Here is a 26,232-nt window from a genome sequence, read left to right as displayed (position 1 = left end):
GCCAAAGCCCGGTCCTGTCGCCTAGAGCCGCGGGTCCACCGGCTCCGACTCCAGGGCCAGGACCGCGAACACCGCCTCGTGCACCCGCCACAGCGGCTCGCCCGCCGCGAGGCGGTCGAGGGCTTCGAGCCCGAGGGCGTACTCCCGGATCGCGAGCGAGCGCTTGTGGCCCAGGAAGCGTCCGCGCAGCTTGTCGAGGTGGTCGGGGCGGGTGTACTCCGGGCCGTAGATGATCCGGAGGTACTCGCGGCCGCGGCACTTGATGCCGGGCTGCACGATCCGGCCCTTGCCGTCCCGCACCAGCGCCCCGACCGGCTTGACGACCATGCCCTCGCCGCCGCGGCTCGTCATCTCCAGCCACCAGTCGATGCCCGCCTGGACCGACGCCTCGTCGCCCGTGTCGACGTAGAGCCGCCGGGTGGTCTGGAGCAGGCCGGTGCCGTCGTGCTCCACCATGCGGTCGATCAGGGCGAGCTGTTCGTCGTGCGGGAGCGCGGCGAGGCTGCGGCCCTGGACGGCCAGGATCTGGAACGGCGCAAGGCGCACGCCCTCAAGGCCCTCGGTCGGCCAGCAGTAGCGGCGGTAGGCGTCCGTGAACGCGGCGGCGTCCGTGGCGCGTTCGCGCTGTCTGGCCAGGAGCCCGCCGGTGTCCACGCCACGGGCCGTCGCCGCCTCCAGGGCGGCGATCGCGCCGGGGAAGACGGCCGCCGACGCGGCGCCCACGGCCGCGTACTGCGTGCGGAGCAGCCCCGAGGCCTTCAGCGACCAGGGCATCAACTCCGCGTCGAGCAGCAGCCAGTCGGTGTCGAGCTCCTGCCACAGGCCCGCATCGGTGACGGCGGCGCGCAGGCGCTCCAGTATCTCCTCGGTGACCTCCGCGTCGCCGAAGAAGGGGCGCCCGGTGCGGGTGCAGAGCGAGCCGGTGGGGCCGTCCACGCCGAAGCGCTCGCGGGCCACGTCCGCGTCGCGGCACACCAGGGCCACGGCGCGCGAGCCCATGTGCTTCTCCTCGCACACGACCCGGCCCACCCCGTCCTTGGCGTACGAAGCGAAGGCCTCGGCCGGGTGCTCCAAGTACCCCTCGCGCTGCGAGGTCGCGGTCGGCGCCATCGTCGGCGGGAGGTACGGCAGGAGCCGCGGGTCGACGGCGAAGCGGCTCATGACCTCCAGGGCCGCCGCCGCGTTCTCCTCGCGCACGGCGACGCGCCCCGCGTGGCCCGTCTCCACCGCGCGGCGGCCCTGCACGTCGGTCAGGTCCAGCGGCCTGCCGTCGTGACCGCCGGGCGCCTCCGTGCGCAGCGGCCTGGCCGGCTCGTACCAGACCTGCTCCGCCGGTACGTCGACCAGCTCGCGCTCCGGCCAGCGCAGCGCGGTGAGCCTGCCGCCGAACACGGCGCCGGTGTCCAGGCAGATGGTGTTGTTGAGCCAGGTGGCGGTCGGCACGGGGGTGTGGCCGTAGACCACGGCGGCGCTGCCGCGGTAGTCCTCCGCCCAGGGGTAGCGCACGGGCAGGCCGAACTCGTCGGTCTCGCCGGTCGTGTCGCCGTACAGCGCGTGCGAGCGCACCCGGCCCGACGTGCGCCCGTGGTACTTCTCGGGCAGGCCCGCGTGGCAGACGACGAGCTTGCCGCCGTCGAGGACGTAGTGCGAGACGAGGCCGTCGACGAACGCGCGCACGCTCGCGCGGAACTCCTCGCTCTCGGCTCCCAGCTGCTCCACGGTCTCGGCGAGTCCGTGGGTGTGCTGGACCTTGCGTCCCTTGAGGTGGCGGGCCAGCTTGTTCTCGTGGTTGCCCGGCACGCACAGGGCGTTGCCGTCGGTGACCATCGACATGACGCGGCGCAGCACGCCCGGGGAGTCGGGGCCGCGGTCGACGAGGTCGCCCACGAACACGGCCGTACGCCCTTCGGGGTGCGCGCCGTCGGCGTAACCGAGCTTGCCGAGCAGGGTCTCCAGCTCGGTGGCGCAGCCGTGGATGTCACCGATGATGTCGAAGGGGCCGGTGAGGTGCGAGAGGTCGTTGTAGCGCTTCTCGGTGACAATGGTGGCGTGGTCGACCTCCTCCACTCCCCTGAGGACGTGGACCTTTCGGAACCCCTCGCGCTCCAGGTGCTTGAGCGAGCGGCGCAGTTCGCGCTGGTGGCGCTGGATGACGCGGCGGGGCATGCCGGCGCGGTCGACGCGGTGGGCGTTGCGCGCGGCGCAGACCTCTTCGGGCACGTCCAGGACGATGGCTATGGGCAGGACGTCGTGCTGCCTGGCCAGCTCGATCAGCTGCTTGCGGCTCTCGCTCTGCACGTTCGTCGCGTCGACGACCGTGCGGCGGCCCGCGGCGAGGCGCTTGCCCGCGATGTAGTGCAGGACGTCGAAGGCGTCTCCGCTCGCCCCCTGGTCGTTCTCGTCGTCGGCGACGAGGCCGCGGCAGAAGTCGCTGGAGAGCACCTCGGTGGGCTTGAAGTGCTTGCGCCCGAAGGTGGACTTGCCGGAGCCGGTGGCGCCGACGAGGACGACGAGGGAGAGGTCGGTGACGGGCAGCACGCGTCCCGCCCGCGCGGCTTCCGTGCCGGAGCCGGTACCGGTTTCGTTCGTCATGCCGCCCGCACCTCCTTCGTGCTCTTGCCGTTCTGGTCGTTCTGGTGGCTGTGGTCGTTCTTGGCGCTCTGGTCGTTCTGCGTGAAGACGGCCATCTGGGTCGGCGGGCCCACCTCGGGGTCGTCGTCGCCGACGGGCACGAACTCCACTCCGTACCCGTGCCGTTCGGCCACCCGCCCGGCCCATCCCCGGAACTCCTCGCGCGTCCACTCGAACCGGTGGTCGCCGTGCCGGACGTGCCCGGCGGGGAGCGTCTCCCAGCGGACGTTGTACTCGACGTTCGGCGTCGTCACGAGCACCGTGCGCGGCCGTGCGGAGCCGAACATCGCGTACTCAAGTGCGGGCAGGCGCTCCTCGTCGAGGTGCTCGACGACCTCGCTGAGCACCGCCGCGTCGTACCCCTTGAGGCGCTTGTCCGTGTACGCGAGCGAGCCCTGGAAGAGCTTCACGCGCCCGGCCTGCCGCTCGCCCATGCGGTCGAGCTTGAGCCGGCGCGACGCGATGGTCAGCGCCCGCATCGACACGTCGACCCCGGCGATCTCGGTGAACCGAGTGTCCTTGAGCATCGCCTGCACCAACTGGCCCTGCCCGCAGCCCAGATCGAGCACACGCCCGGCACCGGCACCGGCCAGCGCCGCGAGGATCGCCTCGCGCCGCAGCACGGCGAGCGGCACGGCCTTGTCCGCGCGCTCCTCGTCCTCGGCGTCGGAGTCGGGGCCCTCCTCGGCGACCGCGTTGTCGATGTCCTCGACGTCCGTGTCGTCCGCGTCGGCGAGCCGCACCAGTTCGAGCCGCTGCGTGGCCTCCCGGGTCAGCGACCAGCGCCGCGCGAGATACCGGCTGGTGATGACCTTCTGCGCCGGGTGGTCCGCGAGCCAGCCCTCACCGGCACGCAGCAGCTTGTCCACCTCGTCCGCCGACACCCAGTAGTGCTTGGCGTCGTCGAGCACGGGGAGCAGGACATAGAGGTGCCGAAGCGCCGCACCCAGGGTCAACTTCCCGTCGGGCACGTCGAGTACGAGGTGGACGTACCGCGAGTCGCCCCACTCCGGGAAGCGCGTGTCCAGCGGAATCCGCGTGACCGTGACCGTCCAGCCCAGCGGCTCGAACAGCGTGCGCACCAAGTCGGGGCCGCCCCGCGCGGGCAGCGCGGGCACCTCGACGCGCAGCGGCAGCGGCCGGGCCGCCCGCTCGGGCCGGGCGTTGCACACCCCGCGCATCGCGCTGGAGAACAGCGCGCTCAGCGCCACGGCGAGCAGCGACGAAGCGGCGTACGGCCGGTCGTTCACGTACTGCGCGAGTGCCGCGTCGGGCGCTCCGCCCCGGCCCTTTCCCTTCCCCCGGCGCACAAGCGCCACGGGATCCACCTCGAGGAGCAGCGCCGCCGTGCAGCGCTCCACGGACGCCTCGGGGTAGAGGACGTGCGCGGTGCCGTAGGACGTGGAGAACGCCTGGGCCTTCTCGGGATGCTTGTGCAGCAGGAAGCCGAGGTCGGTCGCGGGGTTCTCGGGGGTACCGGATGTGCTGATCGTCAGGAACACGGGTTTGCCTCGAAACGCAATCTGAACTGCGGAAACTTATGGTTGCGGCTCCAGCGCGCCCCTAGACCGTACAGCGAACATCACGGACTCACTCAGGCATTTTCGCCGCCCCCGCGACCCCTCAGCCCTCCGCCCAGCCATGGCTCTTGCCGTGCTGCACCAGCTGCTCGCGCAGCTGCTTGATCTGCTCCCCGGTCATCCACGGAGCCGTGGCGAGCAGCAGCTCGGTCACCTCGAACGAGTACTCCGCGACGCTGAGCACGTCACAGGTGGGCTCCTCGCCGTCGTCGAACCCCGCGGCGGACGCCTGGACCGACGGTGGCACCGGGGCCATGCCCACCCCGAAGGGCGCCGCCGACGCCCGCACCCCTTGCGGAAGGCGGACGGAGGAGGCCTTGGGCCCGCGCTCGCCCTCTTCGATCTCGAACTCGACCAGCGCTCCCGTGTGCACCAGAGGCTCCGGAATCAGCAGGTCGTTGGCGTGCAGGAACACGTCCTCCCCACCGTGCTCCGGGGCGATGAAGCCATACCCCCGCGCGCCGTCGAACCGCACCACTCTGCCAGCGACCATCTCGACCCCAACCCGCACACCCTCTCCGGGCCCCTCGCCCGGACGGCCAGTGCCGAAGCCTAACCTCCGGCCCCCGCGCCCCGACGCCCGAGCGGCCTCTCGCGGCCCGCCCGCGAGCGTCGGCAACACGGCCGGTGCGGGACTGAAACCGGCCCCGGCGTCCGGGCAAGATAGCTGCATGGACCTTCGAATCTTCACCGAACCGCAGCAGGGCGCCACCTACGAGACGCTCCTGCGCGTCGCCAAGGCCACCGAGGACCTCGGCTACAGCGCCTTCTTCCGCTCCGACCACTACCTCGTGATGGGCTCCTCCGACGGGCTGCCCGGCCCCACCGACGCCTGGATCACCCTCGCCGGACTGGCCCGCGAGACCCGCCGCATCCGGCTCGGCACCCTGATGACCGCGGGCACCTTCCGGCTCCCCGGCGTCCTGGCCATCCAGGTGACGCAGGTCGACCAGATGTCCGGCGGCCGCATCGAGCTCGGCCTGGGCTCGGGGTGGTACGAGGCGGAGCACTCCGCGTACGGAATCCCCTTCCCCAAGGAGAAGTTCGGGCGGCTGGAGGAGCAACTGGCCATCGTCACGGGCCTGTGGGAGACCCCGGTCGGCGAGAAGTTCACCTTTGACGGCACCTACTACCAGCTCTCCGATTCCCCCGCCCTTCCCAAGCCCGCGCAGCCCAAGGTGCCCGTCCTCATCGGCGGCCACGGCGCCAAGCGGACACCGGCCCTCGCGGCCCGCTACGCGAGCGAGTTCAACATTCCCTTTGCCTCTCTCTCCGACACCGAGCAGCAGTTCAAGCGGGTGCGCGCCGCTGCGGAGGAGATCGGCCGCAAGGCCGACGACCTCACCTACTCCAACGCCCTGGTGGCCTGCGTCGGCACGACGGACGCGGAGGTCAAGCGCCGCGCCGAGTCGATCGGGCGCGAGGTGGAGGACCTGAAGGCGAACGGACTCGCCGGCTCCCCCGCCGAGGTCGTCGAGAAGATCGCCTCCTATCAGGCCGTCGGCTCGCAGCGCATGTACCTCCAGATGCTCGACCTGGACGATCTCGACCACCTGGAGCTGATCTCCTCGCAGGTCATGCCGCAGCTGACCTGACCGCGCCACGCCCGCCCCAGGCCCGCACGGCCCCGGCGGAGTCGGGTCCGGCGCAGTCGGCCCCGGTGGAGTCGGCCCCGGTGGAGTTGGCCCCAGGTGGAGCCCCGGCCCCGGTCGCGCTCCCGTCAACTCCGCCGGTCCGGCCGGTGCCGCGCGGCCCCGGCCGGGTGAACTTCCGTCAACCCGGCATCCGGTGTGGCCCCGCCCCAGTGACCCGCCGCCGCCGGTGATCGTTGGCTCGGGCGGAGCCGGACCGCCCGGCTCCCGCACCGGCGGCCGCTGCTGGTGCGTCGCTTGCATCAGCTGCCCTCCACCACCGGGAGGGCGAGGGCCGAGGAGGCCGTCATGTCCCAGGAAGCCGTACCCGATCAGGAGGCCGCGCGCGAACCGTCCGTGCCCGAGCAGCAGGGCCCACCCAAGGGCCTGCTCCAGCAGATGGAGGAGCTGATGGCCGCGCTCAACGCGGATCTGACGCAGCTCGACGCGGATCTTCAGCAGTCCACGACGGCCGGCGACACCGCGCCCCCCGCCGCTCGTCCTCCCGCCGGCGACGAGCCCACCCGCTTCTGACGGCACCGGCACTCCCCCGGCGCCCGTGCCGGCAGGCCGCCCGCGGCCCCCGGCGCGGCGCCGGGCCGTCACGGCCCCGCCGCCGAGTCGGGCTCGGGCAGACTCTGTTCGCGCACCGCGAGCCTGCGCAGCATCTCGAGCACCCGGTCCCTGGACTCGTCGGCGGCGTCGATCGCTTCCATGCACTGCCAGTACACCCCCTCGTCGTCCGCTCCCATGGCCACGGCGACGAGTGCGATGCCGACGTCGCCCAGGAGTTCGTCGAGGCCCCGCAACACGTCGTACGGCCTGCCGATGCCCGTCAGGCGCGCCGCCCGGATGCCCTCCGCGCCGAGGCCCGGGGCCTGGAGGACTCCGCAGCCTCTGCCGCCGACTTCGCTCAGGGCGAGCGCCTCACCCCGTAATTCCGGAGGTCCCGCGATCGCGAGCCGGCTGCCGATCGCCTGCGCGAGGGCCTGGGACTGCCACACCTCGGCCACGATCTCCGACGGCTCCTGGCTCCGCGCCAGGGCACGCCTGCTCGCCTCGATGAGCCGCATCGCCTCCATGCTCACCCCCACCCGTCCCGCGCGCCTGCGCCGCACGATCGCCCGAACTCCCTTGTCCACTACCCAGAGTGAGTGTCATCGGGTCGAAAAGCCAGAGCAACTCGGAAATCTGTGGACAAGCTATCGGGTGTGGACAACGCGTCCACTCCGGAGAGTGATAAATCTACGCGGCATAGATTCGCGGATGTCCTGAGAGTGCCCTGGGGTTGCCCTGAGAGCGCCCTGGAGGTGCCCGGTGGTGCGGGTGTCACCTCTGGTGAGGCTGTCACTTCTGGTGCGGGTGTCACTTCGCCGGAAAGCGCCGCTCGTTCCGGTCGATCTTCGCGGCGAGGGCCGCCAGCGCGTCGATGCCGAGCACCTCGCAGAACTGGAGCAGATAGGCGAGCACGTCGGCGACCTCGTCCGCCACCCGGTGCGCCGAATCCGGGTCCTCCATCACCCGCGCCGACTCGTCCGGGGTCAACCACTGGAAGATCTCGACCAGTTCGGAGGCCTCCACGCTGAGCGCGGCGGCCAGGTTCTTCGGCGTGTGGTACTGCTCCCAGTCCCGCTTCGCCGCGAAGTCGGCCAGCCTGCGCTGTAGTCCCGCTACATCAAGTTCCGTCACGCACCCAGGTCTACCATCGTCGCCCCGCCCACCAGAGCGGCCCACGACGCGTCGCTCACGGTCCCGATGAGGCGGATGTGCCCGCCTTCGCAGGTACGCGCCGCCAGTTCGGCGAGGGCGCGCTTCTGCCGCTCGTCGAGGCAGTGGTCGAGGCCGTCGGCGAGCACGGTGAGGTTCTGGTAGGCCGACGGCACCTCGGCCACCGGGTCCACCTCCAGGACACCGGGCCCGGTGAGCAGCACTAACGCGAGGGCCAGATACCGCAACTCGCCGTCGCCGAGCCGCCCGACGGGCGACCTGACCCCGCCGCCCCGGTCGATGAGCGCCTGCACCGACCCGTCGTCGGCCACCTCCGCGACCACGTCGGCGACCGGCCCCGCGCACCCCGCCCGCGCCGCCGCCACCAGCCGCGCATGACGGTGGCCGCACTCCGCGCGCGTACGGAGCAGGACCTCGGCGAGGTTGTCGCAGCCGCTCAGGAGGCGGCCCGCGCCCATCAACCCCGGCGGCACGGGCAGCCGCATGAGTCCGGGGCGCGGGACGCACGGGAACACCGAGCGCAGGGCGATCACGACCTGCTCGGCCGCCGCGAGCACCAGGCGCTGCCCGGCGGTCTTGCCCGCGACGCGCAGCGGGAGCAGCGCCGTGCCGAGCCGGTCGTCGGGCAGGGGACCGCGCGTCACCGGGGTCGAGCCGGCCGTGTGCCAGGCCGCCTGCACCGCGCGGCGCCCCGGATCGCGCAGGGCCGTCTCCAGGAGGGCGAGCCCGCCGCAGGTCAGCCGCTCGCCCACGATGCGCAGTTCGGGCTCCGCCTGGACGGCGACGTCGAGGCGCACCGCCCCGACGGGCCCTTCGACCGTGCAGCCGATCCGGAATCCGCGCCGCTGCTGGCCGTCACCCCGTGCGCGGTCGGGTACGCAGGCCACGGGATCGGCGAAGACGTCGACGAGTTCCTCGCCGGCGCCGAGCCGCGCGAGCGCCTCGTACGCGGCGAGGGCGGTGGACTTGCCGCTCCCGCTCGGCCCCGTGACCAGGGTCAGCGGGCCCAGCGGGAACACCGCGCTCCGGTGCGAGGCGAAAGCGGAGAGCCGCAGTTCGGTGACGCGGCTCCGGTCCGGACCCGCGGATGGCCCGGTGCCCGCTTCCGGGAGGTGCTCAGTCATGACCGGACGGTAGGCGGCGGCGCGACCGGCGAACCGTTCCGTCCAGGTGACCTTCCTACGAATGAGGGATTCCGCGAGGAGCGGCCTCGGCACCGCCCGCGAGCGGCTATGCGTCTGGCCTATGCGTCCGCCCTATGCCGAACGTGACGGACGCGCCGCACGACGACAACAGACGCACGGACACAGGCAAGCAGGGACCCACGGACGCACAGCCCACCGACGCACAGACCCTCAGACCTACAGACCCTCAGACCCGCAGACCCACAGACCCACAGACCCACAGACCCAGCGAGCGACGATCTCCCGCTCAGGACTGCGCCGCCGCGACCAGCCCCTGCACCTCGGTGCCGGGCGGCGCGAGCAGGAAGACGTTCTTGTCGACCCGGTGCATCCCGCAGCCGAGCCCGAGGACCACGCCGCTGCTGAAGTCCAGGACGCGCTTGGCGACGTCCGTCTCCGCCCCGGTCAGGTCGAGCAGGACCGGGATCTGCGCCATGACCGTCTCGGCCACCTCGCGGGCGTCCGCGAAGATGTTCACCCGCATCACCACAAAACGCCGCCGCGCCTCGGTCTCCGCGTCGGGCATCGCGCGGTGTCCGGGCCAGGACGGCCATTCGTTGCGGCTGCGCAGCGGTACGACCTGGGCGAGCCCTTCCCACTGTTCATCGGTGACGTCGTGGCTGTTCAACGCTCCACCCCGTCCTGGCTCGCACTCGATATCTGCACCGGCTCATTCTTACGCGACCTCACCCGTTCGGCCCAACAGCGACACGGGGCGGGCCGACCAGTGTGCCAGGGCCGGCGGCTCAGTGTCCCAGAAGTCCCACAAGCCCTTCGGCGAGACAGGCGCGCCAACAGGCCCAGTCGTGACCGCCGTTGTACGCGTTCAGGGTCACCGGACAGCCGTGCGAGCGCAGCGTCTCGTACAGATCGCGATGGTGGTCAAGAATTTCCTTCTCGCGCAGTCCGACGTCCAGGCGCACGGCGGCGGAGGGGACGGCGCCCGCGTCGAGGCGCGAGACGGGCGCGGACTGGGCCAGAACCGTGCCGAAGCGATCCGGCCGCAGGAAAGCCGCGTGCAGGGAGGCCAGTCCGGCCAGGCCCTGGCCCGCGACGAGGGTGTGCGCGGGGTCGGTGGTGAGGGGCCAGCGGCCCGCCGCCCAGGGCAGCAGTTCATCGGCGAGGAAGCGCACCTGGCTTTCGGGCGCGGCCAGTTCCCGGTCCCGCGTGGCCCGGTCGACGGCGTCCGGGGCGAGGACCGCGAGCGGCGGCACCGCGCCGTCGGCGACGAGGGCGTCCAGTGTGTCCTGGAAGGCGAGCCGCCCGAACCACAGGTCGCCGTCGTGCAGGACGAGCACCGGAAGGCGCGAATCCGCGCCGCCCGGCGGGAGGTACGCCCACACGTCCCGCTCGACCCCGAGCACCCCGGCGGGCAGCCGGTGCCGCTCGACCCGCCCCCGGGGCACCCCGCCGCGCCGCCCGGTCCATGACCGCGCGGGGGCCTGCGGGAGCGCGAAGACGGAGGTGTCGCGGTCCGGCGGGCGGCCGGGGGTCCGACGGAGGTTGAGCGGGTCGGGCGCGGCGTGCGCGGACAGGGAGAGCAGCCGCCGCCGGAGGAGTTCGGCGGAGGCGGGCGGCGGGCCGGGCGAGATGTCGGCGGCCATGCGGTAGGAGCCGCGGTGGTCGGCACGCAGCCGGTGGGTGAGGTGCCAGATGTCCGTGCCGGGCAGCGGGCTCAGGAGGGACGCGGCGAGATCGTCGGGGTCCGTGAGGCCCTCGGCGAGCAGCAGGACCTGCCGGGTGGCGCGGTGGCCGCGCCACAGGAACGTCACGGCGCAGTGGTCCGGGTCGTCGTCGAGCGCCTCGACCAGCGGGGTGCCGCGGCGCGCGGCTTCCGTCCAGAACTCCTCCAGGACGGCGGCACGTCCGGCTTCGCCCGCTTCGGCGGCGCGGGCGGCGGCGCGCTCGACGAGGGGCACGGGGCCCGCGATCCTGCGGGGTGCCGCGTCGGCCGCGTACACCCCCGTGGTGACGCTCATCCGCACACGAAGAGGACCCGCATCGTTCCCCGCCTTCCTGGCCCAGCCCACGACAACATCAACTTAGCCAAGCCTAACCTAAGTCGCATCGAAGAGGTGGGAAGCGCCGCCCGGCGGGCCGGATCAGCCCCGCAGTGGCCGGAAGAACGTCCGCAGCTCCCGGGCCACCTGGTCCGGCTCCTCGTGCGCCATGAAGTGCCCGCCCCGCTTGGGCGTGCTCCAGTGCCGCAGGTCGGTGAAGGTCCGCTCGGCCAGGCTGCGGGGGAAGTCCGCGAACGCCGGTTCATGGCTGAGGGTGACGGCCGCGGGGACGGTGACGGGCGGCACCGGTTTGTTCCGGGGGTAGTCGTAGTACTGCCGGAAGGACGAGCCGATGCTGCCGGTGGCCCAGTAGAGCGTCGCGACCGTGAGCAGGGCGTCCTTGTCCCAGCGGGATTCCAGGTCGCCGCCGCAGTCGCTCCAGTCGCGGTACTTGTCGGCGATCCAGGCCACGAGCCCGGCCGGGGAGTCCATGAGGGCGGCGGCAAGCGTGTCGGGGCGGGTACACATGATCTCGCTGTAGCCCTGGTCGGTCGCGTCGTACGCGTCCAAGGCGTCGAGGAACGTCCGCTCCTCGGGGGTCGGCGGTCCCGCGTCGAACTGCTCGGTGATCACCGCGGACGTCACGTGCACCCCGGCGACCTCCCCCGGATAGAGGGCACCGAGCCACTGCGTCACCCCGCCGCCGATGTCGCCGCCGAAGGCCCCGAAGCGTGCGTGGCCGAGCGTCCCGGTCATCAGCTCGTGCCAGATCTCGGCGACGCCCCTGCGCGTGAACGGCTCGCGCGGCAGCTCGGAGTGGACGAAACCGGGCAGCGAGGGGATCACCACGTCGAAGGCGTCGGCCGGGTCACCGCCGTGCGCGGCCGGGTCGGCCAGGCGTCCGGCGACCCGCAGCATCTCGACGAAGCTGCTCGGCCAGCCGTGGCTCAGGATCAGCGGCAGCGGCGCGGGGGCGCCTTCGGGGCGCCGGCCCCGCAGATGGACGAAGTGCACCCGCCGACCGGCGACTTCGGCGACGTACTGGGGGAAGGCGTTGAGCCGCGCCTCGGCCGCGCGCCAGTCGAAATCGTCGGCCCAGTAGGCGACGAGTGCGCGCAGATAGCCGGGGTCGACGCCCGCGGCCCAGTAGGCGGAGTCGCAGGGCCGCGTGAAGAGGGTGCGCCGCAGACGCGTGCGCAGGTCGTCCAGCACGTCGTCGGAGACGGAGGTCCGGAAGGGAGCGGGTTCGGCTGTCATGGTTCCTTCGGTGCGGGAGGCGAGGGACGGCAGAGCGCCGCGGGACGGACCGACGGCTGGGTGACGGCGGCAGGGCGTGAGCGAGGGTCGTACGGCGGGAGTGCGGGAGCGACGGCGGTACGGCGGGAATGCGGGAGCGACGACGACGCGGCGGGAGCGACGGCGGTACGGCGGGAGCGCGGGAGTGCGGGAGCGACGGCGGTACGGCGGGAGTGCGGCGGGCAGGGCCATGATGCGTGACGCGCAAGAATCCGGTCATGGATTTTGACCAGACGGATGCCTACCTGCGCCGCATCGGGGCCGAGCGCCCCGCGGCCCCCACCACGCGGGCCCTGCGCGACCTGCACCTCGCCCACCTGCGTGCCGTCCCCTTCGAGAACCTCTCCATCCACCTCGGCGAGAACATCGAGCTGATCGAGGACTCCCTGGTCGCGAAGGTCGTCGGCGCCCGCCGCGGCGGCTTCTGCTACGAGCTCAACGGGGCCTTCGCCGCGCTGCTCACCGCGCTCGGCTTCGAGGTCACGCTCTTGCAGGCCCGGGTGTACGACGACGCGGGCAAGCCCGGGATCCCGTACGACCACATGGCGCTGCGCGTGCGCACCTCCGACGGCGGCGACCTGCTCGCGGACGTCGGCTTCGGCACCCACAGCCACTTTCCGCTGGTCCACGGCGAGCGCGGCGACCAGCAGGACCCCGGCGGCACCTTCCGCGTCACCGAGACCGAGGAGGGCGACCTGGACGTCAGCAGGGACGGCAAGAAGCAGTACGTGGCCGACCCGCGCCCGCGCGCCCTCGGCGACTTCACGGCCGGCGCGTGGTGGCACCGCACCTCACCCGCGTCCCACTTCACGCGGTCCCTGGTCTGCTCGATGCTCACCGGGAGCGGACGGATCACCCTCAGCGGACGCACCCTGACCACGACGACGGCCGGCGAGCGCCACACCGCCGAGCTGGCCACGGACGCGGAGGTGCTCGACGCGTACGCCACGCACTTCGGCATCACCCTGGAGCAGGTGCCGCACGTGCGGGCAGCCGCGTTTCCCGAGGGCGGCACCGGCTCTTGACCTTTCCTCCAAACGGGGTGGCATCTGCCATGGAGAAAGCCCCAGAAGTGTTGTAGATGCCAGGCGGAGCGGCCTATCGTGTCGCGCATGCAGTCCTACACCATCGGACAGGCGGCACGCCTGCTCGGCGTCAGCCCGGACACCGCCCGTCGCTGGGCCGACGCCGGACGGGTCGCCACCCACCGGGACGAGGGCGGCCGTCGGCTCATCGACGGCCGCGACCTCGCCGCGTTCTCCGTCGAGGTCGCGCAGGGGCAGGCACAGGGGGGCAACGGCGAGGACGACGTCCCCTACACCTCGGCCCGCAACGCCTTTCCCGGGATCGTCACCGCCGTGAAGCTCGGCGACGTGGCGGCCCAGGTCGAGATCCAGGCAGGTCCCCACCGGCTCGTCTCCCTCCTGACCCGGGAGGCCGTGGAAGAGCTCGGCCTGGAGGTCGGCATGCAGGCGACCGCCCGCGTGAAGTCCACCAGCGTGCACATCGACCGCACCTGACCCTCGCCCTAGGAGTTCCCCGCTCATGTCGCTCACCCGCACCACCGGCGCACGCCGCACCCCCGCCGCACGCCGCACCGCCGCCGCCGTACTGACCGCCGCGCTGCTCGTCCCGCTCGCCGCCTGCGGCAACGACGACGGCAAGGACGACGCCGGCGAGAAGCCCGCCGGCACCGCCGCCCCGAAGGCCGACCTCACGGTCCTGGCCGCCTCCTCGCTCACCGACGTCTTCAAGACCGCGGGCGCCGCGTACGAGAAGGAGAACCCGGGGACGAAGGTCACCTTCTCCTTCGCCGGGTCCCAGGAGCTGGCCGCCCAGGTCAAGCAGGGCGCCCCGGCCGACGCCCTGGTCACCGCCGACACCAAGACCATGGACGGTCTGAAGGCGGACACCGGCACCCCGGCCGTCATCGCCAAGAACCGCCTGGTGATCGCGGTCGGCGAGGGCAACCCGAAGAAGGTCGACGCGCTCAAGGACCTCTCGGACGACGGGCTGAAGGTCGTGCTCGCCGCACCCGAGGTACCGGTCGGCCGCTACAGCCGGCAGATCCTGGACGACCAGAAGATCGACGTGCGGGCGGTCTCGCAGGAGCCCAACGTCCGCGCGGTCCTGAGCAAGGTCGAACTGGGCGAGGCGGACGCCGGTCTCGTCTACAGGACCGACGCCGCGACCGCGACCGGGAAGGTCGACGCGATCAAGATCCCCGACGGCGAGAACGCGATCGCCGACTACCCCGCGGCCACCCTGAAGACCTCCGAGCACGCCGCGGCCGCGACCGCGTTCGTGAAGTGGCTCTCCACGCCCGCCGCACAGAAGATCCTGCGGGACGCCGGCTTCGAGAAGCCGTGACCCGCAGCCGCGTCCGCGCGGCGGAGGCCACCGCCTCCCCCGTGCGGGCGTGGCCACACCCGGCGGGGTGAGGGGGCCGGCCGCCTCCCCGGTCGGGGCGCACCGGCCGTCTCCCGGAGCGCCCCTGACGCCCCCTCACCCCGCGAACCATCCCGAGCACCCCCAGGGACCACGATGAAAAGCCCGCGCGGCCGCACCGCCGGCCCCCGCACCCCGGTCGCTCTCGCGATCCCGGCGCTGCTCGCCGTCGCCTTCCTGCTGCTGCCGCTGCTGGGGATTCTCTGGCGGACCGAATGGAGCGCGCTCGGCACCCATCTGACGGGCGAAGGAACCACGCAGGCGCTGAAGTTGTCCCTCGTCGTCTCCTTCTGGGCGCTGGGTCTCTCCCTGCTGCTCGGGGTGCCGCTCGCGTGGCTGCTCGCCCGCGTCGACTTCCCCGGCAAGGCCGTGGTCCGCTCCCTCGTGCTGCTCCCGATGGTGCTTCCGCCCACCGTGGGCGGCGTCGCCCTGCTGCTCGCCTTCGGGCGGCGCGGGCTGCTCGGCCCGTGGCTGGAGGACACGTTCGGGATCACCCTGCCGTTCCACACGTCCGGCGCGGTGCTCGCGGCGACGTTCGTCGCGATGCCGTTCCTCGTCATCAGCCTGGAGGGCGCGCTGGGCGGCCTCCGCCCCCGTTACGAGGAGACCGCGGCGTCCCTGGGGGCCTCACCGCTCCGGGTCTTCCGTACCGTCACGCTGCCCATGGTCGCGCCGGGGCTGGTCGCCGGAGCCGCCCTGACGTGGGCGCGGGCCCTGGGCGAGTTCGGCGCGACCATCACCTTCGCGGGCAACCTGCCCGGCACCACGCAGACCCTGCCCCTCCAGGTGTACCTGCTGCTCCAGGACTCCCCCGAGGCCGCGACGTCCGTGTCGCTGCTGCTGCTCGCCATCGCCATGGCGGTGCTCGTCGCGCTGCGGGGCCGCTGGATGGGCGCGGGCGGCCGCCGCCGGGGTCGCTCCGGACCGCCGCCGGACGACACGGCCCCGCCCGCGCTCCCCGACCCCGCGGCGGCGGCGCCCGCGTCGCCCTCGCCGGAGCGCTGGTCCCTGCACGCCGAGGTGACCGGCTTCAACCGGCTCACGCTGGATGCCGCACCGGGCACCACCATCGCCGTCGTCGGGCCGAACGGCGCGGGCAAGACCACGCTGCTGCGCGCGCTGCTCGGGCTGACCCCGCGCGCCCACGCCGCGCTGCGGCTCGGCGGCACCGACGTCACCGGGCTGCCGCCGCACCGCCGCCACGTCGCGTGGGTCCCGCAGGACGGCGCCCTGTTCCCGCACCTGAGCGCCCTCGCCAACACGGCGTACGGGCCGCGCGCCCTTGGGGTGCCGCGGGCCGAGGCGCGGCGGCGCGCGCAGGAGTGGCTCGACCGGCTGGGCGTCGGCCACCTCGCGCACCGCAGGCCCGCCCAGCTCTCCGGGGGTCAGGCCCAACGCGTGGCGCTGGCACGGGCGCTGGCGGCACGGCCCCGGCTGCTCCTGCTCGACGAACCGCTCGCCGCGCTCGACCAGACGACCCGGGCCCATGTACGCCACACCCTGCGCACGCACCTCGACACCTTCGGCGGCGTCTGCCTGATCGTCACGCACGACCCCGTCGAGGCGGTGTCCCTCGCCGACCGCGTCCTCGTACTGGACCAAGGGCTCGCCCTCCAGGACGACGCGCCCGCCGAGGTGACCCGGCACCCCCGCTCCCCGTGGGTGGCCCGGATGCTGGGCCGCAACGCCTGGCCCGGCACCGCGGGTCCCGAGGGGCTCGCCCTGTCCGGCGGCGGGACCCTCGTGACCGCCGACCCGCTCGCGCCGGGCACCGAGGCGCTGGCGATCATCGCCCCGGAGGCGGTCTCCGTGCACCGCGAACGGCCCACCGGCAGCCCCCGCAACGTCTGGCCCGGCACCGTCCGCGAGATCACCACCAGCGGCAGCAGGCTCCGCCTCCTGATCACCTCGACCCGGGCGCCCGATCTCGTGGCCGAGATCACCCCGCAGGCCGCGGCCGAGCTCGGCCTCGCCGAGGGGACGCCGGTGTGGACCAGCGTGAAGGCGACGGAGACGACGGTCGTGCCCACCTGACGCGCGGGCCGGCTCCCGGCCCCGGCTCCCCGGCCCGGCTCCCCTGCCGCGCGGGCCGTGTCAGCCGAAGCGCTCGTGGTCCGTCAGGATCTCGGCGATCAGCCGTCGTTCGACGGCCGCCCGCCCGGGATCGGTGTCGATGTGCTCGGTCAGGGTCAGCAGGCACTTCCACAGCAGCCAGCCCCGGGCCCGCGCCCAGGTGCCCTCGTCGTGGCCGACGGCCCGCTTGAACGCCGTACGGCTCTCGCCGGAGAACATCCCCCACGCGATGACCAGATCACAGGCCGGGTCCCCGACGCCGGACGTGCCGAAGTCGATGACGGCGGTGAGCTTCCCGTCGGCGACCAGGAGGTTGCCGGGGGCGATGTCGCCGTGGAACCACACCGGCGTCCCGTGCCACCGGGCGTCGAGGGCCGCCTCCCAGACGGCCGCCGCCCGGTCCGTGTCGACGCGCCCTGCCAGCGCGGCGAGGCACCGCCGGGTCTCCTCGTCGTAGTACGCCGGTGACGCTCCTCGGTACCAGCTGTGCTCGCCGGCGAGCGGGCCTCCGGCGGTGTCGCAGCGCTGGAGGGCGAGGATGAACGCGGCCACGGCTTCCGCGAACCCCGTCAGGTCGTCGATGCGCCCGGGAGCGGCCGTCTCACCGTCCAGCCAGCCGCGGACCGACCACGGGTAGGGATAGCCCTCGCCCGGGACGCCTTCGCCCATGACGGACGGGACGGCGACCGGCAGGGACGGCGCGAGCCGGGGCAGCCAGGCGTTCTCCTTGGCCACCGCGGGGACATAGCCGGCCGCGGTGGGCAGCCGGACCGTCAGGGCATCACCGAGGCGGTACGTGCGGTTGTCCCAGCCGTCCACCTCCACCGGCCGCACCGGCAGGTGGCTCCACCGCGGGAACTGCGCGGCGACCAGACGCCTCACCAGCGCCGCGTCGATCCCCGCGCGGCCGTCGTGAGGAGTCGTAACCATGCGGGGATCATCACCTCCTGCCATCGCGTCGCGCAACGAATTATCGAGTTGTCGAGGGATTGGAACGACTTCAGTCAACAGTGATCACGAAGGCCGTGCCGCCTCGCGCGGACCCTAGGCTCTGCCCCATGGATGCCAGTTCTGTGACCAGGACGGTCTCCGTCACCCGTCTGAATTCCGGGGACCACGCTTGCCTCGGATTCGACGACGACGAAACCCGCTGGGAACTCCGTGCCGCGTACGCCGACATCGGTCTGTCGCGCGGCGAGCAGGTGGTCTTCTTCACCGACCGCGCCACCACCCCCGCCCTCGCGGCCGAGCGGCTGAGTTCCGGCGGCTTCCCGCTGGGCCCGGCACTCATGGACGGCCGCCTCGCCGTCGTCAACGAAGTCCCCGGGTACGACCGGGCCACCGGATTCGACCCGGCCGAACGGGCCTACACCTGGGTGGAGATGACGGACAAGGCGCGGCACGACGGCTTCTCCGGCATCCGGGTGGTCGGCGACATGGGCTGGGCCGCCGAACCGGGCGTCGACCCGGACGTCCTTGCCGCGTACGAGAGGGAGCTCTCGCCGCTCTTCGCCGAGATCGGCTTCACCGCCATCTGCGAGTACGACCGGCGCAAGTTCGGCGACGACGCTTTCGACCGGATCCGCCACGCGCACCCGAAGCAGGTCCTGCGGCGCCTGGGCGCCCTGGACATCAGCCGGTGCGACACGCGGCTGCGGATCGCCGGAGACGCCGACCTCGCCACGCGCGAGGAGTTCGACGCCGCGCTGACGCGTGCCTTCACCGGCCCGGGCCGGCCCCGGGTGCTGGATCTGTCCGAGCTGTGCTTCATGGACGCACACGCCGCGTCGACGCTGGTGCGGCTCGCGGGTCTGCTGCCCCGCGACCACCTCCTCGCGGTCCGCTCCCGGCCTGAGCAGGACACCTTGATACGGCTCTGCGGAGCCGTCGACGTTCCTCAACTGGTCCTGGGCGAAGGGTGATCCGCGACGTGATCCTCAACCGCGGTATCGGCAACGACGACAACGGCGGCGACCCCGCCCTGCGGCGGGAGCACATCGACGACACCCCGGTCGCCGCACCGGGGCCGACGACCCTTCTCGAACTGCCCTTCACCATGGCCGACTTGGCGCGTCTTCGCTTCCAGGTCACCCGCCGGGCCGAGGACGCGGGCCTGTGCGAACCCCGGCTCAGCGACTTCGTCCTCGCGGTGCACGAGGTCGCGAGCAACGCCGTCGTGCACGGCGGCGGCAAGGGGCGCATCCAGCTGGCGCACACGGCGGAGGGGCTGCGGTGCGTCATCGCGGACAGCGGTCCGGGGCTCTCCCGGGCGGAGCCGTGCGCGTCGGCCACCCTGCCCGAGGCCGACGAGGCCGAGAGCGGCCGCGGCCTGTGGCTGGCCCAGGCCCTCACGGACCGCTTCGAGGTCGCGGTCTGCGCCACCGGGACCCGGGTCACCCTGGTCGCGCTGCTGTCCTGAGCCGGTCCGCACGGCCACCGCGCCTCAGGCCGAGGCCCGCTCCACCAGCTCCGGACGGAACACCATCGACAGCGGCACCTCTCCCGGCCGCTTGATCCGGCCGAGCAGCAGCCGGGCCATCTCGGCGGCCATCTCCTCCACCGGCTGGCGGACCGTGGTCAGCGCGGGCTCGCAGGCCCTGGCGGCCTCGCTGTCGTCGAAGCCGACCACCGCCACGTCGCGCGGCAGCCGCCTGCCCGCCCGCAGCAGGGTCTGGAGTGCGCCCTGCGCCATCAGGTCGGAGGCGACGAACACGCCGTCCAGATCCGGGTGTCCGGCGAGCAGCCGTGCCGTCGCCTCGGCGCCGCCCACCCGGGTGAAGTCCGCCTCCACCCAGGGCGCGTCGGTGATGCCGTGCGCGGCCAGCGCCGCACGGAACCCTTCGAGACGCTCCTGGGCGGCCGGCATGTCCTGCGGTCCGGCGACACCGCCGATCCTGCGACGGCCCCCGGAGACCAGCCGGTCGACCGCCATCCGCGCCCCCACCCGCTGGTCCACCTCCACGTACGGCAGCGGGACCGCCTGTGCCGGACGCCCGGCGAGCACGGCGGGCAGGCCGGTCTCCGCGAGCAGCCGGGGCAGCGGATCGGAGGCGTGCGAGGAGACGAGCACCGTGCCGTCCACGTGACCTTGGCGCAGGTACGACAGGAACTGGCCGCGCGAGGCGTCGTCGTCGACCAGCATCAGGACCATCTGGACCCCGGCCGGGCGCAGCACGTCGAGGAGTCCGCCGACCACGCGCCCGAAGTGGGGGTCGGTGAACATCCGGCCGACGAAGGGGGCCTCGACCTGGCGGCGCTCCCGCTCGGACACCACCAGGGCGATGGAGTCGGTCCGCTGGGTCACCAGGGAGCGGGCGGCCTGGTTGGGGACGTAGCCGGTGGCTTCGACCGCCTCCTCCACCTTGCGGCGCAGCTCCGGGTCGACGGTGGGCGCGCCGTTCACGACCCGGGAGACGGTGGCGCGCGACACCCCGGCCGTCCTGGCCACGTCCTCCAGGGTCACGGGGCGGGCGGGGCGCAGAGAATCGGCAGTCACGGGGTCTTTATAGCAACCGGGGTGGGCGCGCGTTCGGCCCTCCGCGCCTGATGGGACATCAACTCGCGACCAGGGAAGGGGCATTGCTCGGTGGCCGACCGGGCGGGACATATCACTCACGTACGAGCGATTGGCGTCAACTTGCGCACAGAGGAACCTAGTTGACTTCTCCCCACCGAGTCAGCGCGACATCGTGCGCACCCCCTTGACGTGTCTGGCCCCAGACACAACTATCCAACGCGAGAGAGCGCTCTCTCAGCGATCACCGTTCAGGTCCTGAACGGAGACCGGACGCCTACGGCACCGCTCTGCCCCATCCGTTCCGGAGCGGCGCCGCCCCCACCACCCGCACTCCGCCGCACCCATCACGCAGCCACAGGGAGACTTGTCATGTCCGAGCACCAGCCTTCGCCCGCCGCGAGGTCCACCCTCTCCCGCCGCTCCGCGCTCGCCGCCGCCCTGGCGGTCCCGGCCACCGGCCTGCTCGCCTCCCAGGCGGTCGCCGCCCCCGACTCGGCCCCGGCGCAGGTCCCCGCCGCCCGCCGCCCGCAGCCGGCGAACGCCCTGGCCCCCGACTTCGGCCCGAACGTCATCATCTTCGACCCGTCCACCGGCGGCATCCAGGGCAAACTGGACGAGATCTTCAAGAAGCAGGAGTCGGCGCAGTTCGGCACGGGCCGCTACGCCCTGCTGTTCAAGCCCGGCACCTACAACGGCCTCAACGCCCAGATCGGCTTCTACACCTCGATCATGGGCCTGGGCCTCTCCCCCGACGACACCCACTTCAACGGAGACGTCACCGTCGACGCGGGCTGGTTCAACGGCAACGCCACCCAGAACTTCTGGCGTTCGGCGGAGAACCTCTCCCTCTCGCCGGTCAGCGGCGGCAACCGCTGGGCGGTCTCCCAGGCGGCCCCCTTCCGCCGCATGCACGTGCGCGGCGACCTGAACCTCGCGCCCAACGGCTACGGCTGGGCCAGCGGCGGCTACATCGCCGACAGCCGGATCGACGGCACCGTCCAGCCGTACTCCCAGCAGCAGTGGTACACCCGCGACAGCTCGGTCGGCGGCTGGCTCAACGCGGTGTGGAACATGGTCTTCTCCGGGGTGGAGGGCGCTCCCGCCGACTCCTTCCCCAACCCGCCCTACACCACCCTGAACAACACCCCGTACTCCCGCGAGAAGCCCTTCCTCTACCTGGACGGCGCCGAGTACAAGGTCTTCCTGCCCGCCCTGCGCACCAACGCCCGGGGCACCAGCTGGGGCCGCGGCACCCCGCAGGGCCAGGCGCTCTCCCTGTCCGCCTTCTACGTCGCCAAGCCGGGCGACAGCGCGGCCACCCTCAACGCCGCGCTCGCCCAGGGGCTGAACCTCCTGCTCACCCCCGGCATCTACCACCTCGACCGGCCCATCGAGGTCAAGCGGGCGAACGCCGTCGTCCTCGGCATCGGCTACGCCACCCTCATCCCCGACGGCGGGGTCACCGCGGTGAAGACCGCCGACGTCGACGGAGTGCGGCTCGCCGGGTTCCTCGTCGACGCCGGGCCGCAGAACTCCCGGACGCTCGTCGAGGTCGGCCCCTCGGGCGCGAGCGCCTCGCACGTCGGCAACCCGACCACCGTGCAGGACGTCTTCATCCGCATCGGCGGCGCGGGCGCGGGCAAGGCCACCACGAGCATGGTGGTCAACAGCCGGCACACCATCGTCGACCACACCTGGATCTGGCGCGCCGACCACGGGGACGGCGTCGGCTGGGAGACCAACCGGGCCGACTACGGCGTCGTCGTCAACGGCGCGGACGTGCTGGCCACGGGCCTGTTCGTGGAGCACTTCAACAAGTACGACGTGCAGTGGAACGGCGAGCGCGGACGCACGATCTTCTACCAGAACGAGAAGGCGTACGACGCCCCCAACCAGGCCGCCATCCAGAACGGCGGCATCAGGGGCTTCGCCTCGTACAAGGTCGCCGACTCGGTCAACACCCACGAGGGCTGGGGGCTGGGCAGCTACTGCTACTACAACGTCGCCCCGTCCATCGTGCAGGAGCACGGCTTCGCCGCGCCCAACAAGCCAGGGGTGAAGTTCCACCACCTGCTCGTCGTCTCGCTCGGCGGCAAGGGCCAGTACGCGCACGTCATCAACTCGACCGGAGCGCCCACCTCGGGCTCCGACACGGTGCCGTCCACGGTGGTCTCCTACCCGTGAGCCCTGCCCCCTCGCACTCCCCTCTCCTCCCTTCTCCTCCCTTCTCCTCCCTTCTCGCCCCCTCGTCACCCCCGTCACCCCCGTCCACCCGCAAGGAGAGCACCATGCGCTCCGGCACCTCAGGCACCTCCCGCACGTCACGAAGACAGAGACTCACCCCCGTCGTCGCGCTCGCGACGGCCTGCGTCCTGACCCTCATGGCCGGACTCGCGTCCGCCGCCCCGGCCGACCCGCCCGGCGCGGTGGCCGCCGCGGCCTGGGACACCGACCGCGCCGCCGAGGCGTACACCGCCGACCCGGCCTCCGCGACGGCGTCCGGCAACGAGCCCGGCAGCGCGGGCCCGGGCGCCGCCTTCGACGGCGACGCGTCGACCCGCTGGTCGAGCCAGTTCGCCGACGACGCGTGGATCCGCGTCGACCTCGGCACCACCCTGCGCGTCGAGCGCGTCGTCCTGGACTGGGAAGCCGCCTACGGCAAGAAGTACGTCCTGGAAGTCTCGAAGAACGGCACCGACTGGACCCCCTTCTACACCGAGACGGCGGGCACGGGAGGCTCCGTCACCGCCCACACCTACCCCCAGGAAGTGACGGGCCGCTACGTCAGGATGCGCGGCGTCGAACGCGCCACGCCCTACGGCTACTCGCTGCACGCCTTCAAGATCTACGGCGGGGCGCCCGCCCCGGCCTCGACGACCCGCTCGAACCTGGCCCTGCACCATCCCGCGTACACCAACCGCTATCAGCACGCGGGCAACGCGCCGTCCTTCGTGACCGACGGCGGCTGGCCCGCCGGCCTCAAGGCCGATCAGACCCGCTGGTCGAGCGACTGGAACGCCAACCGCTGGATCTCGGTCGACCTGGGGGCGCGCTCCACGATCGACACGGTGGACCTGTACTGGGAGGCGGCCTACGCCGTCGACTACGAGCTCCAGGTCTCCGACGACAACCAGACCTGGCGCACGGTCCACAGGCCCTCCGCGTCGGAGGTCGCCGCACGGCGGGCGAACGTCACGTCGCCCGGCGACGCGGTGGGTCTGCACGACAGCGTGCGGCTCGCGCAGCCCGCGACCGGACGCTATGTGCGGATACTCGGCAAGGAGCGCAGGTCCTTCCACAACCCGGCACCCGCCACCGCCCAATTCGGTTACTCGCTCTACGAGTTCCAGGTGTGGGGCACGGGCGGCAGCGCGTCCGCCGCGTATCCGGCCCTGCCGGGCGACCAGTCGGGGTCGTACCGTACGACGTTCTTCGACGACTTCACCGGCGCGAGCCTGGACCGCTCCAAGTGGCGGGTCGTCAGGACCGGTCTGGAGATGGGGTCGGTCAACGGCGAGTCGCAGGCGTACGTCGACTCGACGAACAACATCCGTACACAGAACGGAAGTCTGTCCCTGGAGGCGAAGTACTGCGACAACTGCACCTCCGCTGGCGGCGGCACCTATGACTTCACTTCGGGCCGCATCGACACCAACACCAAGTTCGACTTCACGTACGGCAAGGTCAGCGCGCGGATGAAGCTGCCGGTCGGCGACGGGTTCTGGCCCGCCTTCTGGATGCTGGGCAGCGACGTGGACGACCCGGACGTCTCGTGGCCCGCGTCCGGCGAGACCGACATCATGGAGAACATCGGCTACGCGGACTGGACGAGCTCCGCCCTGCACGGCCCCGGCTACTCGGCGGACGGCAACATCGGCGCCCGCCAGACCTACCCGGGCGGCGGCACCGCCGACCAGTGGCACACGTACGCGGTGGAGTGGACCCCCACCGGCATGCGCTTCTTCGTCGACGACCGCCTCGTCCAGGAGACGACGCGCAGCAAGCTGGAGTCGACCCGCGGCGAGTGGGTCTTCGACCACGACCAGTACGTCATCCTCAACCTCGCCCTCGGCGGCGCCTACCCGGCCGGCTGGAACAAGGTCACCCAGCCGTACTGGGGCCTCCCGCAGTCCAGCGTCGACAAGATCGCGGCGGGTGGGGTCAAGGCGGAGATCGACTGGGTGCGGGTGGAACAGAAGGGCTGACGGCCCAGGGGCACCCGCGCCCCGGGGTGGGTGCCCCCCTCTTTCGCTTCTCCTCTCTCACACACCGCAGATCGGATCGCACACCCCACAGCGGCCCCACCACATCACCGATCGGAGTTCACGTGACCCCACATCCCGCTCCTCCGAAGCCGGAACCGCCAAGCCGCCGAAGCCGCCGGAGGCGCCGACTCCCGCTCCCCGTCGCCCTGTCGGCCCTCGTCCTGCCGCTGCTGGGCGTCACGCTCCCCGAGAGCGGCGCGCAGGCGGCGACCGTGCCGCAGCGGGACGTCGTCCGGGTGGCCGAGTTCCTGGCCGAGTGTCCCGCGAGCCACCGCGCGCCCGACGACCCGATCATCTTCCCCGGGCTGCCCGGCGCTTCCCACATGCACAGCTTCTTCGGCAACACCTCGACCGACGCCCACTCCGACCTGGACAGCCTGGACGGCTCCGCGAGCACCTGCGCGCCCGACACCGACCTGTCCGCCTACTGGGTGCCGACCCTCTACAAGGGCAACACCCCGGTCGAGCCCACCGGCACCACCTTCTACTACCTCGGCGAGGGGGTCAGGGACGACATCATCGCCAGGACCAAGCCCATCCCCCGCGGCCTGCGCATCGTGGCGGGCAACGCCAAGGCCACCGGCCCGAACGACAACACGATCTCCCGGTGGTCCTGCCTGCACCACGGCGAGGTCGGCTCGTCGCCCGACTTCGTCAACTGCCCGGCCGGTTCGATGCTGGAGTCCTACCTCGACTTCCCGCAGTGCTGGAACGGCAAGGACCTCGACTCCGCGGACCACAAGAGCCACATGTCCTACCCGGTGAACGGCGCCTGCCCCGCCACCCACCCGGTCCCGGTGCCCAAGCTCCGCCAGGTCCTGCGCTACCCGGTCAACGGCAACCCGGCGGACCTCCGGCTCGCCTCGGGAGCGGGGTACACGATGCACGGCGACTTCATCAACGTATGGCCGGAGGAGGAGATGGCCAGGCGGGTGCGGGACTGCATCAACCCCATCGTCAAGTGCGGTGCCGACGGTCACCCCTCCTGACCGGCGCGTCCGGCGCCGCCTCTTCCCCTCGCTCGGCCCGGTCCGCCCCCTCCCTCTCTCCGCACGCCCCGTGCCCGGCCGGACTCCCCTCCGGCCGGGCACGGGCCCGCCCACCGGGAGCCCCCCATGAAGCAGGCACCCGCCTTCCTCGCCCCCGCCGTGCTGGCCCTGTGCCTGCTCGGCGGCTGCTCGACCCCGCCCGATGACCCGGCCGCCCCCACGACCGCCGCTGCCGCTCCCTCCCTCGCCGGGGCCACCGCCACCGACACCGGCTGGATCCAGTTGCTGATCCCCATGGACGACCAGGCGGCACGGCTCCTCGATCTCGCCGCCGGCCGCGCGTCGGCGCCGGAGGTCGCGGCCTGGGCGACGGGGCACGCCGATGAGATCCACGCGGAACTCGCTGGTCTGCGGCCCCTGTTGCGCCGCATGGGTCTGCCCGGCACCAATGTGCACCGGGGACACGACATGCCCGGCATGGTCACCGAGAAGGACATCGCCCGGAGCCGGCGGCTGACCGGAGCGGCCTTCGACCGCTTCGTCCTCCGGGAACTCCGCGACCACTTCGGCCACTCACGTCGCGTCTCGCGCTCGGCCGCCCGCACGGCGGGGAACGACGAGGTCAGGCGCTTGGCCGCCCGCATCGCCGACCGGCGCTCCGGGCAACTGATGTCGATGCCCTGACAGTTCGTGCCAACTCCGCTCCTGTGTGCGGACGGTGAAGGAAAGGGGGAGTAATGTCATGGCTGTGCGAGTGGAGCGGCTTGCTGACGGCGGCCGCCGCGCACGGGGTGGCGACGGCCGCCCTGGCGCGAGGAACGAGGCTCCCCCTCGTCGCTGCCTCGCGCGATGCCCTCCATGGGTGAGATGCGGGATTTCCCACCACGAAG

General features: G+C 72.6%; 23 protein-coding genes. 12 read left to right on the top strand and 11 right to left on the bottom strand.

Features of this window, described 5'->3' with window-relative positions; genetic code table 11:
• Positions 1 to 21: 21 nt before the first annotated feature.
• The 3 genes from QBL25_RS30815 to QBL25_RS30805 form a co-directional block, all read right to left on the bottom strand.
• A complete protein-coding gene (locus QBL25_RS30815) occupies positions 22 to 2,592 on the bottom strand; it encodes a polynucleotide kinase-phosphatase (RefSeq protein ID WP_409060204.1) in 2,571 nt (856 codons plus the stop codon).
• Entirely contained in the window at positions 2,589 to 4,133 is a 1,545-nt protein-coding gene (locus tag QBL25_RS30810) for a 3' terminal RNA ribose 2'-O-methyltransferase Hen1 (protein ID WP_409060203.1), read from the bottom strand. Before QBL25_RS30810 ends, QBL25_RS30815 begins: the two co-directional genes overlap by 4 nt.
• Positions 4,134 to 4,254: 121 nt before the next feature.
• Complete coding sequence (locus QBL25_RS30805; RefSeq protein ID WP_409060202.1) at positions 4,255 to 4,704, bottom strand: cold-shock protein; 450 nt, start codon at positions 4,702 to 4,704, stop codon at positions 4,255 to 4,257.
• 178 nt (positions 4,705 to 4,882) lie between these two features.
• Between QBL25_RS30805 and QBL25_RS30800 the strand changes: the two genes are divergently transcribed.
• Entirely contained in the window at positions 4,883 to 5,806 is a 924-nt protein-coding gene (locus tag QBL25_RS30800) for an LLM class F420-dependent oxidoreductase (RefSeq protein ID WP_409060201.1), read from the top strand.
• A gap of 345 nt (positions 5,807 to 6,151) precedes the next feature.
• A complete protein-coding gene (locus QBL25_RS30795; RefSeq protein WP_409060200.1) occupies positions 6,152 to 6,376 on the top strand; it encodes a hypothetical protein in 225 nt (74 codons plus the stop codon).
• Between the two features lie 68 nt (positions 6,377 to 6,444).
• On the opposite strand, the gene QBL25_RS30790 is transcribed toward QBL25_RS30795, so the two are convergent.
• The 6 genes from QBL25_RS30790 to QBL25_RS30765 form a co-directional block, all read right to left on the bottom strand.
• Positions 6,445 to 6,924, bottom strand: a complete 480-nt coding sequence (locus QBL25_RS30790; RefSeq protein WP_409062829.1) for a DUF6099 family protein — start codon at positions 6,922 to 6,924, stop codon at positions 6,445 to 6,447.
• Positions 6,925 to 7,207: 283 nt separating this feature from the next.
• On the bottom strand, positions 7,208 to 7,531 hold the full coding sequence (locus tag QBL25_RS30785; protein WP_409060199.1) for a nucleotide pyrophosphohydrolase: 324 nt from the start codon (positions 7,529 to 7,531) through the stop codon (positions 7,208 to 7,210).
• Positions 7,528 to 8,694 (bottom strand): ATP-binding protein, encoded by a 1,167-nt coding sequence (locus QBL25_RS30780; RefSeq protein ID WP_409060198.1) that lies wholly within the window; start codon positions 8,692 to 8,694, stop codon positions 7,528 to 7,530. Before QBL25_RS30780 ends, QBL25_RS30785 begins: the two co-directional genes overlap by 4 nt.
• A gap of 307 nt (positions 8,695 to 9,001) precedes the next feature.
• Positions 9,002 to 9,382: a cell division protein SepF gene (locus QBL25_RS30775; RefSeq protein ID WP_365819508.1), complete on the bottom strand. Its 381-nt coding sequence runs from the start codon at positions 9,380 to 9,382 to the stop codon at positions 9,002 to 9,004.
• A 118-nt stretch (positions 9,383 to 9,500) separates the two neighbouring features.
• Entirely contained in the window at positions 9,501 to 10,733 is a 1,233-nt protein-coding gene (locus QBL25_RS30770) for an enterochelin esterase domain-containing protein (RefSeq protein ID WP_409060197.1), read from the bottom strand.
• Positions 10,734 to 10,856: 123 nt separating this feature from the next.
• Positions 10,857 to 12,011 (bottom strand): epoxide hydrolase family protein, encoded by a 1,155-nt coding sequence (locus QBL25_RS30765; RefSeq protein ID WP_409060196.1) that lies wholly within the window; start codon positions 12,009 to 12,011, stop codon positions 10,857 to 10,859.
• A 257-nt stretch (positions 12,012 to 12,268) separates the two neighbouring features.
• On the opposite strand from QBL25_RS30765, the gene QBL25_RS30760 reads away from it, so the two are divergent.
• The 4 genes from QBL25_RS30760 (at position 12,269) to QBL25_RS30745 (ending at position 16,532) form a co-directional block, all read left to right on the top strand.
• A complete protein-coding gene (locus tag QBL25_RS30760; RefSeq protein ID WP_409060195.1) occupies positions 12,269 to 13,075 on the top strand; it encodes an arylamine N-acetyltransferase family protein in 807 nt (268 codons plus the stop codon).
• An 87-nt stretch (positions 13,076 to 13,162) separates the two neighbouring features.
• Positions 13,163 to 13,570, top strand: a complete 408-nt coding sequence (locus QBL25_RS30755) for a helix-turn-helix transcriptional regulator (RefSeq protein WP_367045637.1) — start codon at positions 13,163 to 13,165, stop codon at positions 13,568 to 13,570.
• Positions 13,571 to 13,595: 25 nt separating this feature from the next.
• Positions 13,596 to 14,420 carry a molybdate ABC transporter substrate-binding protein gene (modA, locus tag QBL25_RS30750; protein ID WP_409060194.1) on the top strand — a complete coding sequence of 275 codons (825 nt, stop codon included), beginning with the start codon at positions 13,596 to 13,598 and terminating at the stop codon, positions 14,418 to 14,420.
• A 174-nt stretch (positions 14,421 to 14,594) separates the two neighbouring features.
• A complete protein-coding gene (locus QBL25_RS30745; protein ID WP_409060193.1) occupies positions 14,595 to 16,532 on the top strand; it encodes an ABC transporter permease in 1,938 nt (645 codons plus the stop codon).
• Between the two features lie 60 nt (positions 16,533 to 16,592).
• Here the strand turns inward: QBL25_RS30745 and QBL25_RS30740 are convergent, their stop codons facing one another.
• Entirely contained in the window at positions 16,593 to 17,501 is a 909-nt protein-coding gene (locus QBL25_RS30740; protein ID WP_409060192.1) for an aminoglycoside phosphotransferase family protein, read from the bottom strand.
• Between the two features lie 128 nt (positions 17,502 to 17,629).
• Here QBL25_RS30740 and QBL25_RS30735 point away from each other — a divergent pair, with 128 nt between their 5' ends.
• Both QBL25_RS30735 and QBL25_RS30730 read left to right on the top strand, forming a co-directional pair.
• A complete protein-coding gene (locus QBL25_RS30735) occupies positions 17,630 to 18,493 on the top strand; it encodes an MEDS domain-containing protein (protein WP_409060191.1) in 864 nt (287 codons plus the stop codon).
• Positions 18,494 to 18,501: 8 nt separating this feature from the next.
• On the top strand, positions 18,502 to 18,990 hold the full coding sequence (locus QBL25_RS30730; protein WP_409060190.1) for an ATP-binding protein: 489 nt from the start codon (positions 18,502 to 18,504) through the stop codon (positions 18,988 to 18,990).
• 24 nt (positions 18,991 to 19,014) lie between these two features.
• On the opposite strand, the gene QBL25_RS30725 is transcribed toward QBL25_RS30730, so the two are convergent.
• Positions 19,015 to 20,067, bottom strand: a complete 1,053-nt coding sequence (locus tag QBL25_RS30725; RefSeq protein WP_409060189.1) for a LacI family DNA-binding transcriptional regulator — start codon at positions 20,065 to 20,067, stop codon at positions 19,015 to 19,017.
• A 390-nt stretch (positions 20,068 to 20,457) separates the two neighbouring features.
• Here QBL25_RS30725 and QBL25_RS30720 point away from each other — a divergent pair, with 390 nt between their 5' ends.
• The 4 genes from QBL25_RS30720 (at position 20,458) to QBL25_RS30705 (ending at position 26,026) form a co-directional block, all read left to right on the top strand.
• Positions 20,458 to 22,272: a coagulation factor 5/8 type domain-containing protein gene (locus QBL25_RS30720; protein ID WP_409060188.1), complete on the top strand. Its 1,815-nt coding sequence runs from the start codon at positions 20,458 to 20,460 to the stop codon at positions 22,270 to 22,272.
• A gap of 197 nt (positions 22,273 to 22,469) precedes the next feature.
• Positions 22,470 to 24,293, top strand: a complete 1,824-nt coding sequence (locus QBL25_RS30715) for a discoidin domain-containing protein (protein WP_409062828.1) — start codon at positions 22,470 to 22,472, stop codon at positions 24,291 to 24,293.
• Between the two features lie 221 nt (positions 24,294 to 24,514).
• Entirely contained in the window at positions 24,515 to 25,342 is an 828-nt protein-coding gene (locus tag QBL25_RS30710; protein WP_409062827.1) for a DUF1996 domain-containing protein, read from the top strand.
• A 126-nt stretch (positions 25,343 to 25,468) separates the two neighbouring features.
• Positions 25,469 to 26,026: a DUF305 domain-containing protein gene (locus QBL25_RS30705; protein ID WP_409060187.1), complete on the top strand. Its 558-nt coding sequence runs from the start codon at positions 25,469 to 25,471 to the stop codon at positions 26,024 to 26,026.
• Positions 26,027 to 26,232 lie beyond the last annotated feature (206 nt).

The organism is Streptomyces sp. SYP-A7185 (genome assembly GCF_046103685.1).
GTDB lineage: Bacteria > Actinomycetota > Actinomycetes > Streptomycetales > Streptomycetaceae > Streptomyces.
Note: the sequence above shows the minus strand (reverse complement) of the source record. Positions and strands in the feature narration are given on the sequence as shown.

What these genes read in the sequence shown, in the direction of transcription:
- QBL25_RS30815 (WP_409060204.1), bottom strand. Translation starts at nt 2,592, where the DNA reads ATGACGAACGAAACCGGTACCGGCTCCGGCACGGAAGCCGCGCGGGCG.
- QBL25_RS30805 (WP_409060202.1), bottom strand. Translation starts at nt 4,704, where the DNA reads ATGGTCGCTGGCAGAGTGGTGCGGTTCGACGGCGCGCGGGGGTATGGC.
- QBL25_RS30800 (WP_409060201.1), top strand. Translation starts at nt 4,883, where the DNA reads ATGGACCTTCGAATCTTCACCGAACCGCAGCAGGGCGCCACCTACGAG.
- QBL25_RS30795 (WP_409060200.1), top strand. Translation starts at nt 6,152, where the DNA reads ATGTCCCAGGAAGCCGTACCCGATCAGGAGGCCGCGCGCGAACCGTCC.
- QBL25_RS30790 (WP_409062829.1), bottom strand. Translation starts at nt 6,924, where the DNA reads ATGGAGGCGATGCGGCTCATCGAGGCGAGCAGGCGTGCCCTGGCGCGG.
- QBL25_RS30780 (WP_409060198.1), bottom strand. Translation starts at nt 8,694, where the DNA reads ATGACTGAGCACCTCCCGGAAGCGGGCACCGGGCCATCCGCGGGTCCG.
- QBL25_RS30770 (WP_409060197.1), bottom strand. Translation starts at nt 10,733, where the DNA reads ATGAGCGTCACCACGGGGGTGTACGCGGCCGACGCGGCACCCCGCAGG.
- QBL25_RS30765 (WP_409060196.1), bottom strand. Translation starts at nt 12,011, where the DNA reads ATGACAGCCGAACCCGCTCCCTTCCGGACCTCCGTCTCCGACGACGTG.
- QBL25_RS30760 (WP_409060195.1), top strand. Translation starts at nt 12,269, where the DNA reads ATGGATTTTGACCAGACGGATGCCTACCTGCGCCGCATCGGGGCCGAG.
- QBL25_RS30755 (WP_367045637.1), top strand. Translation starts at nt 13,163, where the DNA reads ATGCAGTCCTACACCATCGGACAGGCGGCACGCCTGCTCGGCGTCAGC.
- modA (WP_409060194.1), top strand. Translation starts at nt 13,596, where the DNA reads ATGTCGCTCACCCGCACCACCGGCGCACGCCGCACCCCCGCCGCACGC.
- QBL25_RS30745 (WP_409060193.1), top strand. Translation starts at nt 14,595, where the DNA reads ATGAAAAGCCCGCGCGGCCGCACCGCCGGCCCCCGCACCCCGGTCGCT.
- QBL25_RS30740 (WP_409060192.1), bottom strand. Translation starts at nt 17,501, where the DNA reads ATGGTTACGACTCCTCACGACGGCCGCGCGGGGATCGACGCGGCGCTG.
- QBL25_RS30735 (WP_409060191.1), top strand. Translation starts at nt 17,630, where the DNA reads ATGGATGCCAGTTCTGTGACCAGGACGGTCTCCGTCACCCGTCTGAAT.
- QBL25_RS30720 (WP_409060188.1), top strand. Translation starts at nt 20,458, where the DNA reads ATGTCCGAGCACCAGCCTTCGCCCGCCGCGAGGTCCACCCTCTCCCGC.
- QBL25_RS30715 (WP_409062828.1), top strand. Translation starts at nt 22,470, where the DNA reads ATGGCCGGACTCGCGTCCGCCGCCCCGGCCGACCCGCCCGGCGCGGTG.
- QBL25_RS30705 (WP_409060187.1), top strand. Translation starts at nt 25,469, where the DNA reads ATGAAGCAGGCACCCGCCTTCCTCGCCCCCGCCGTGCTGGCCCTGTGC.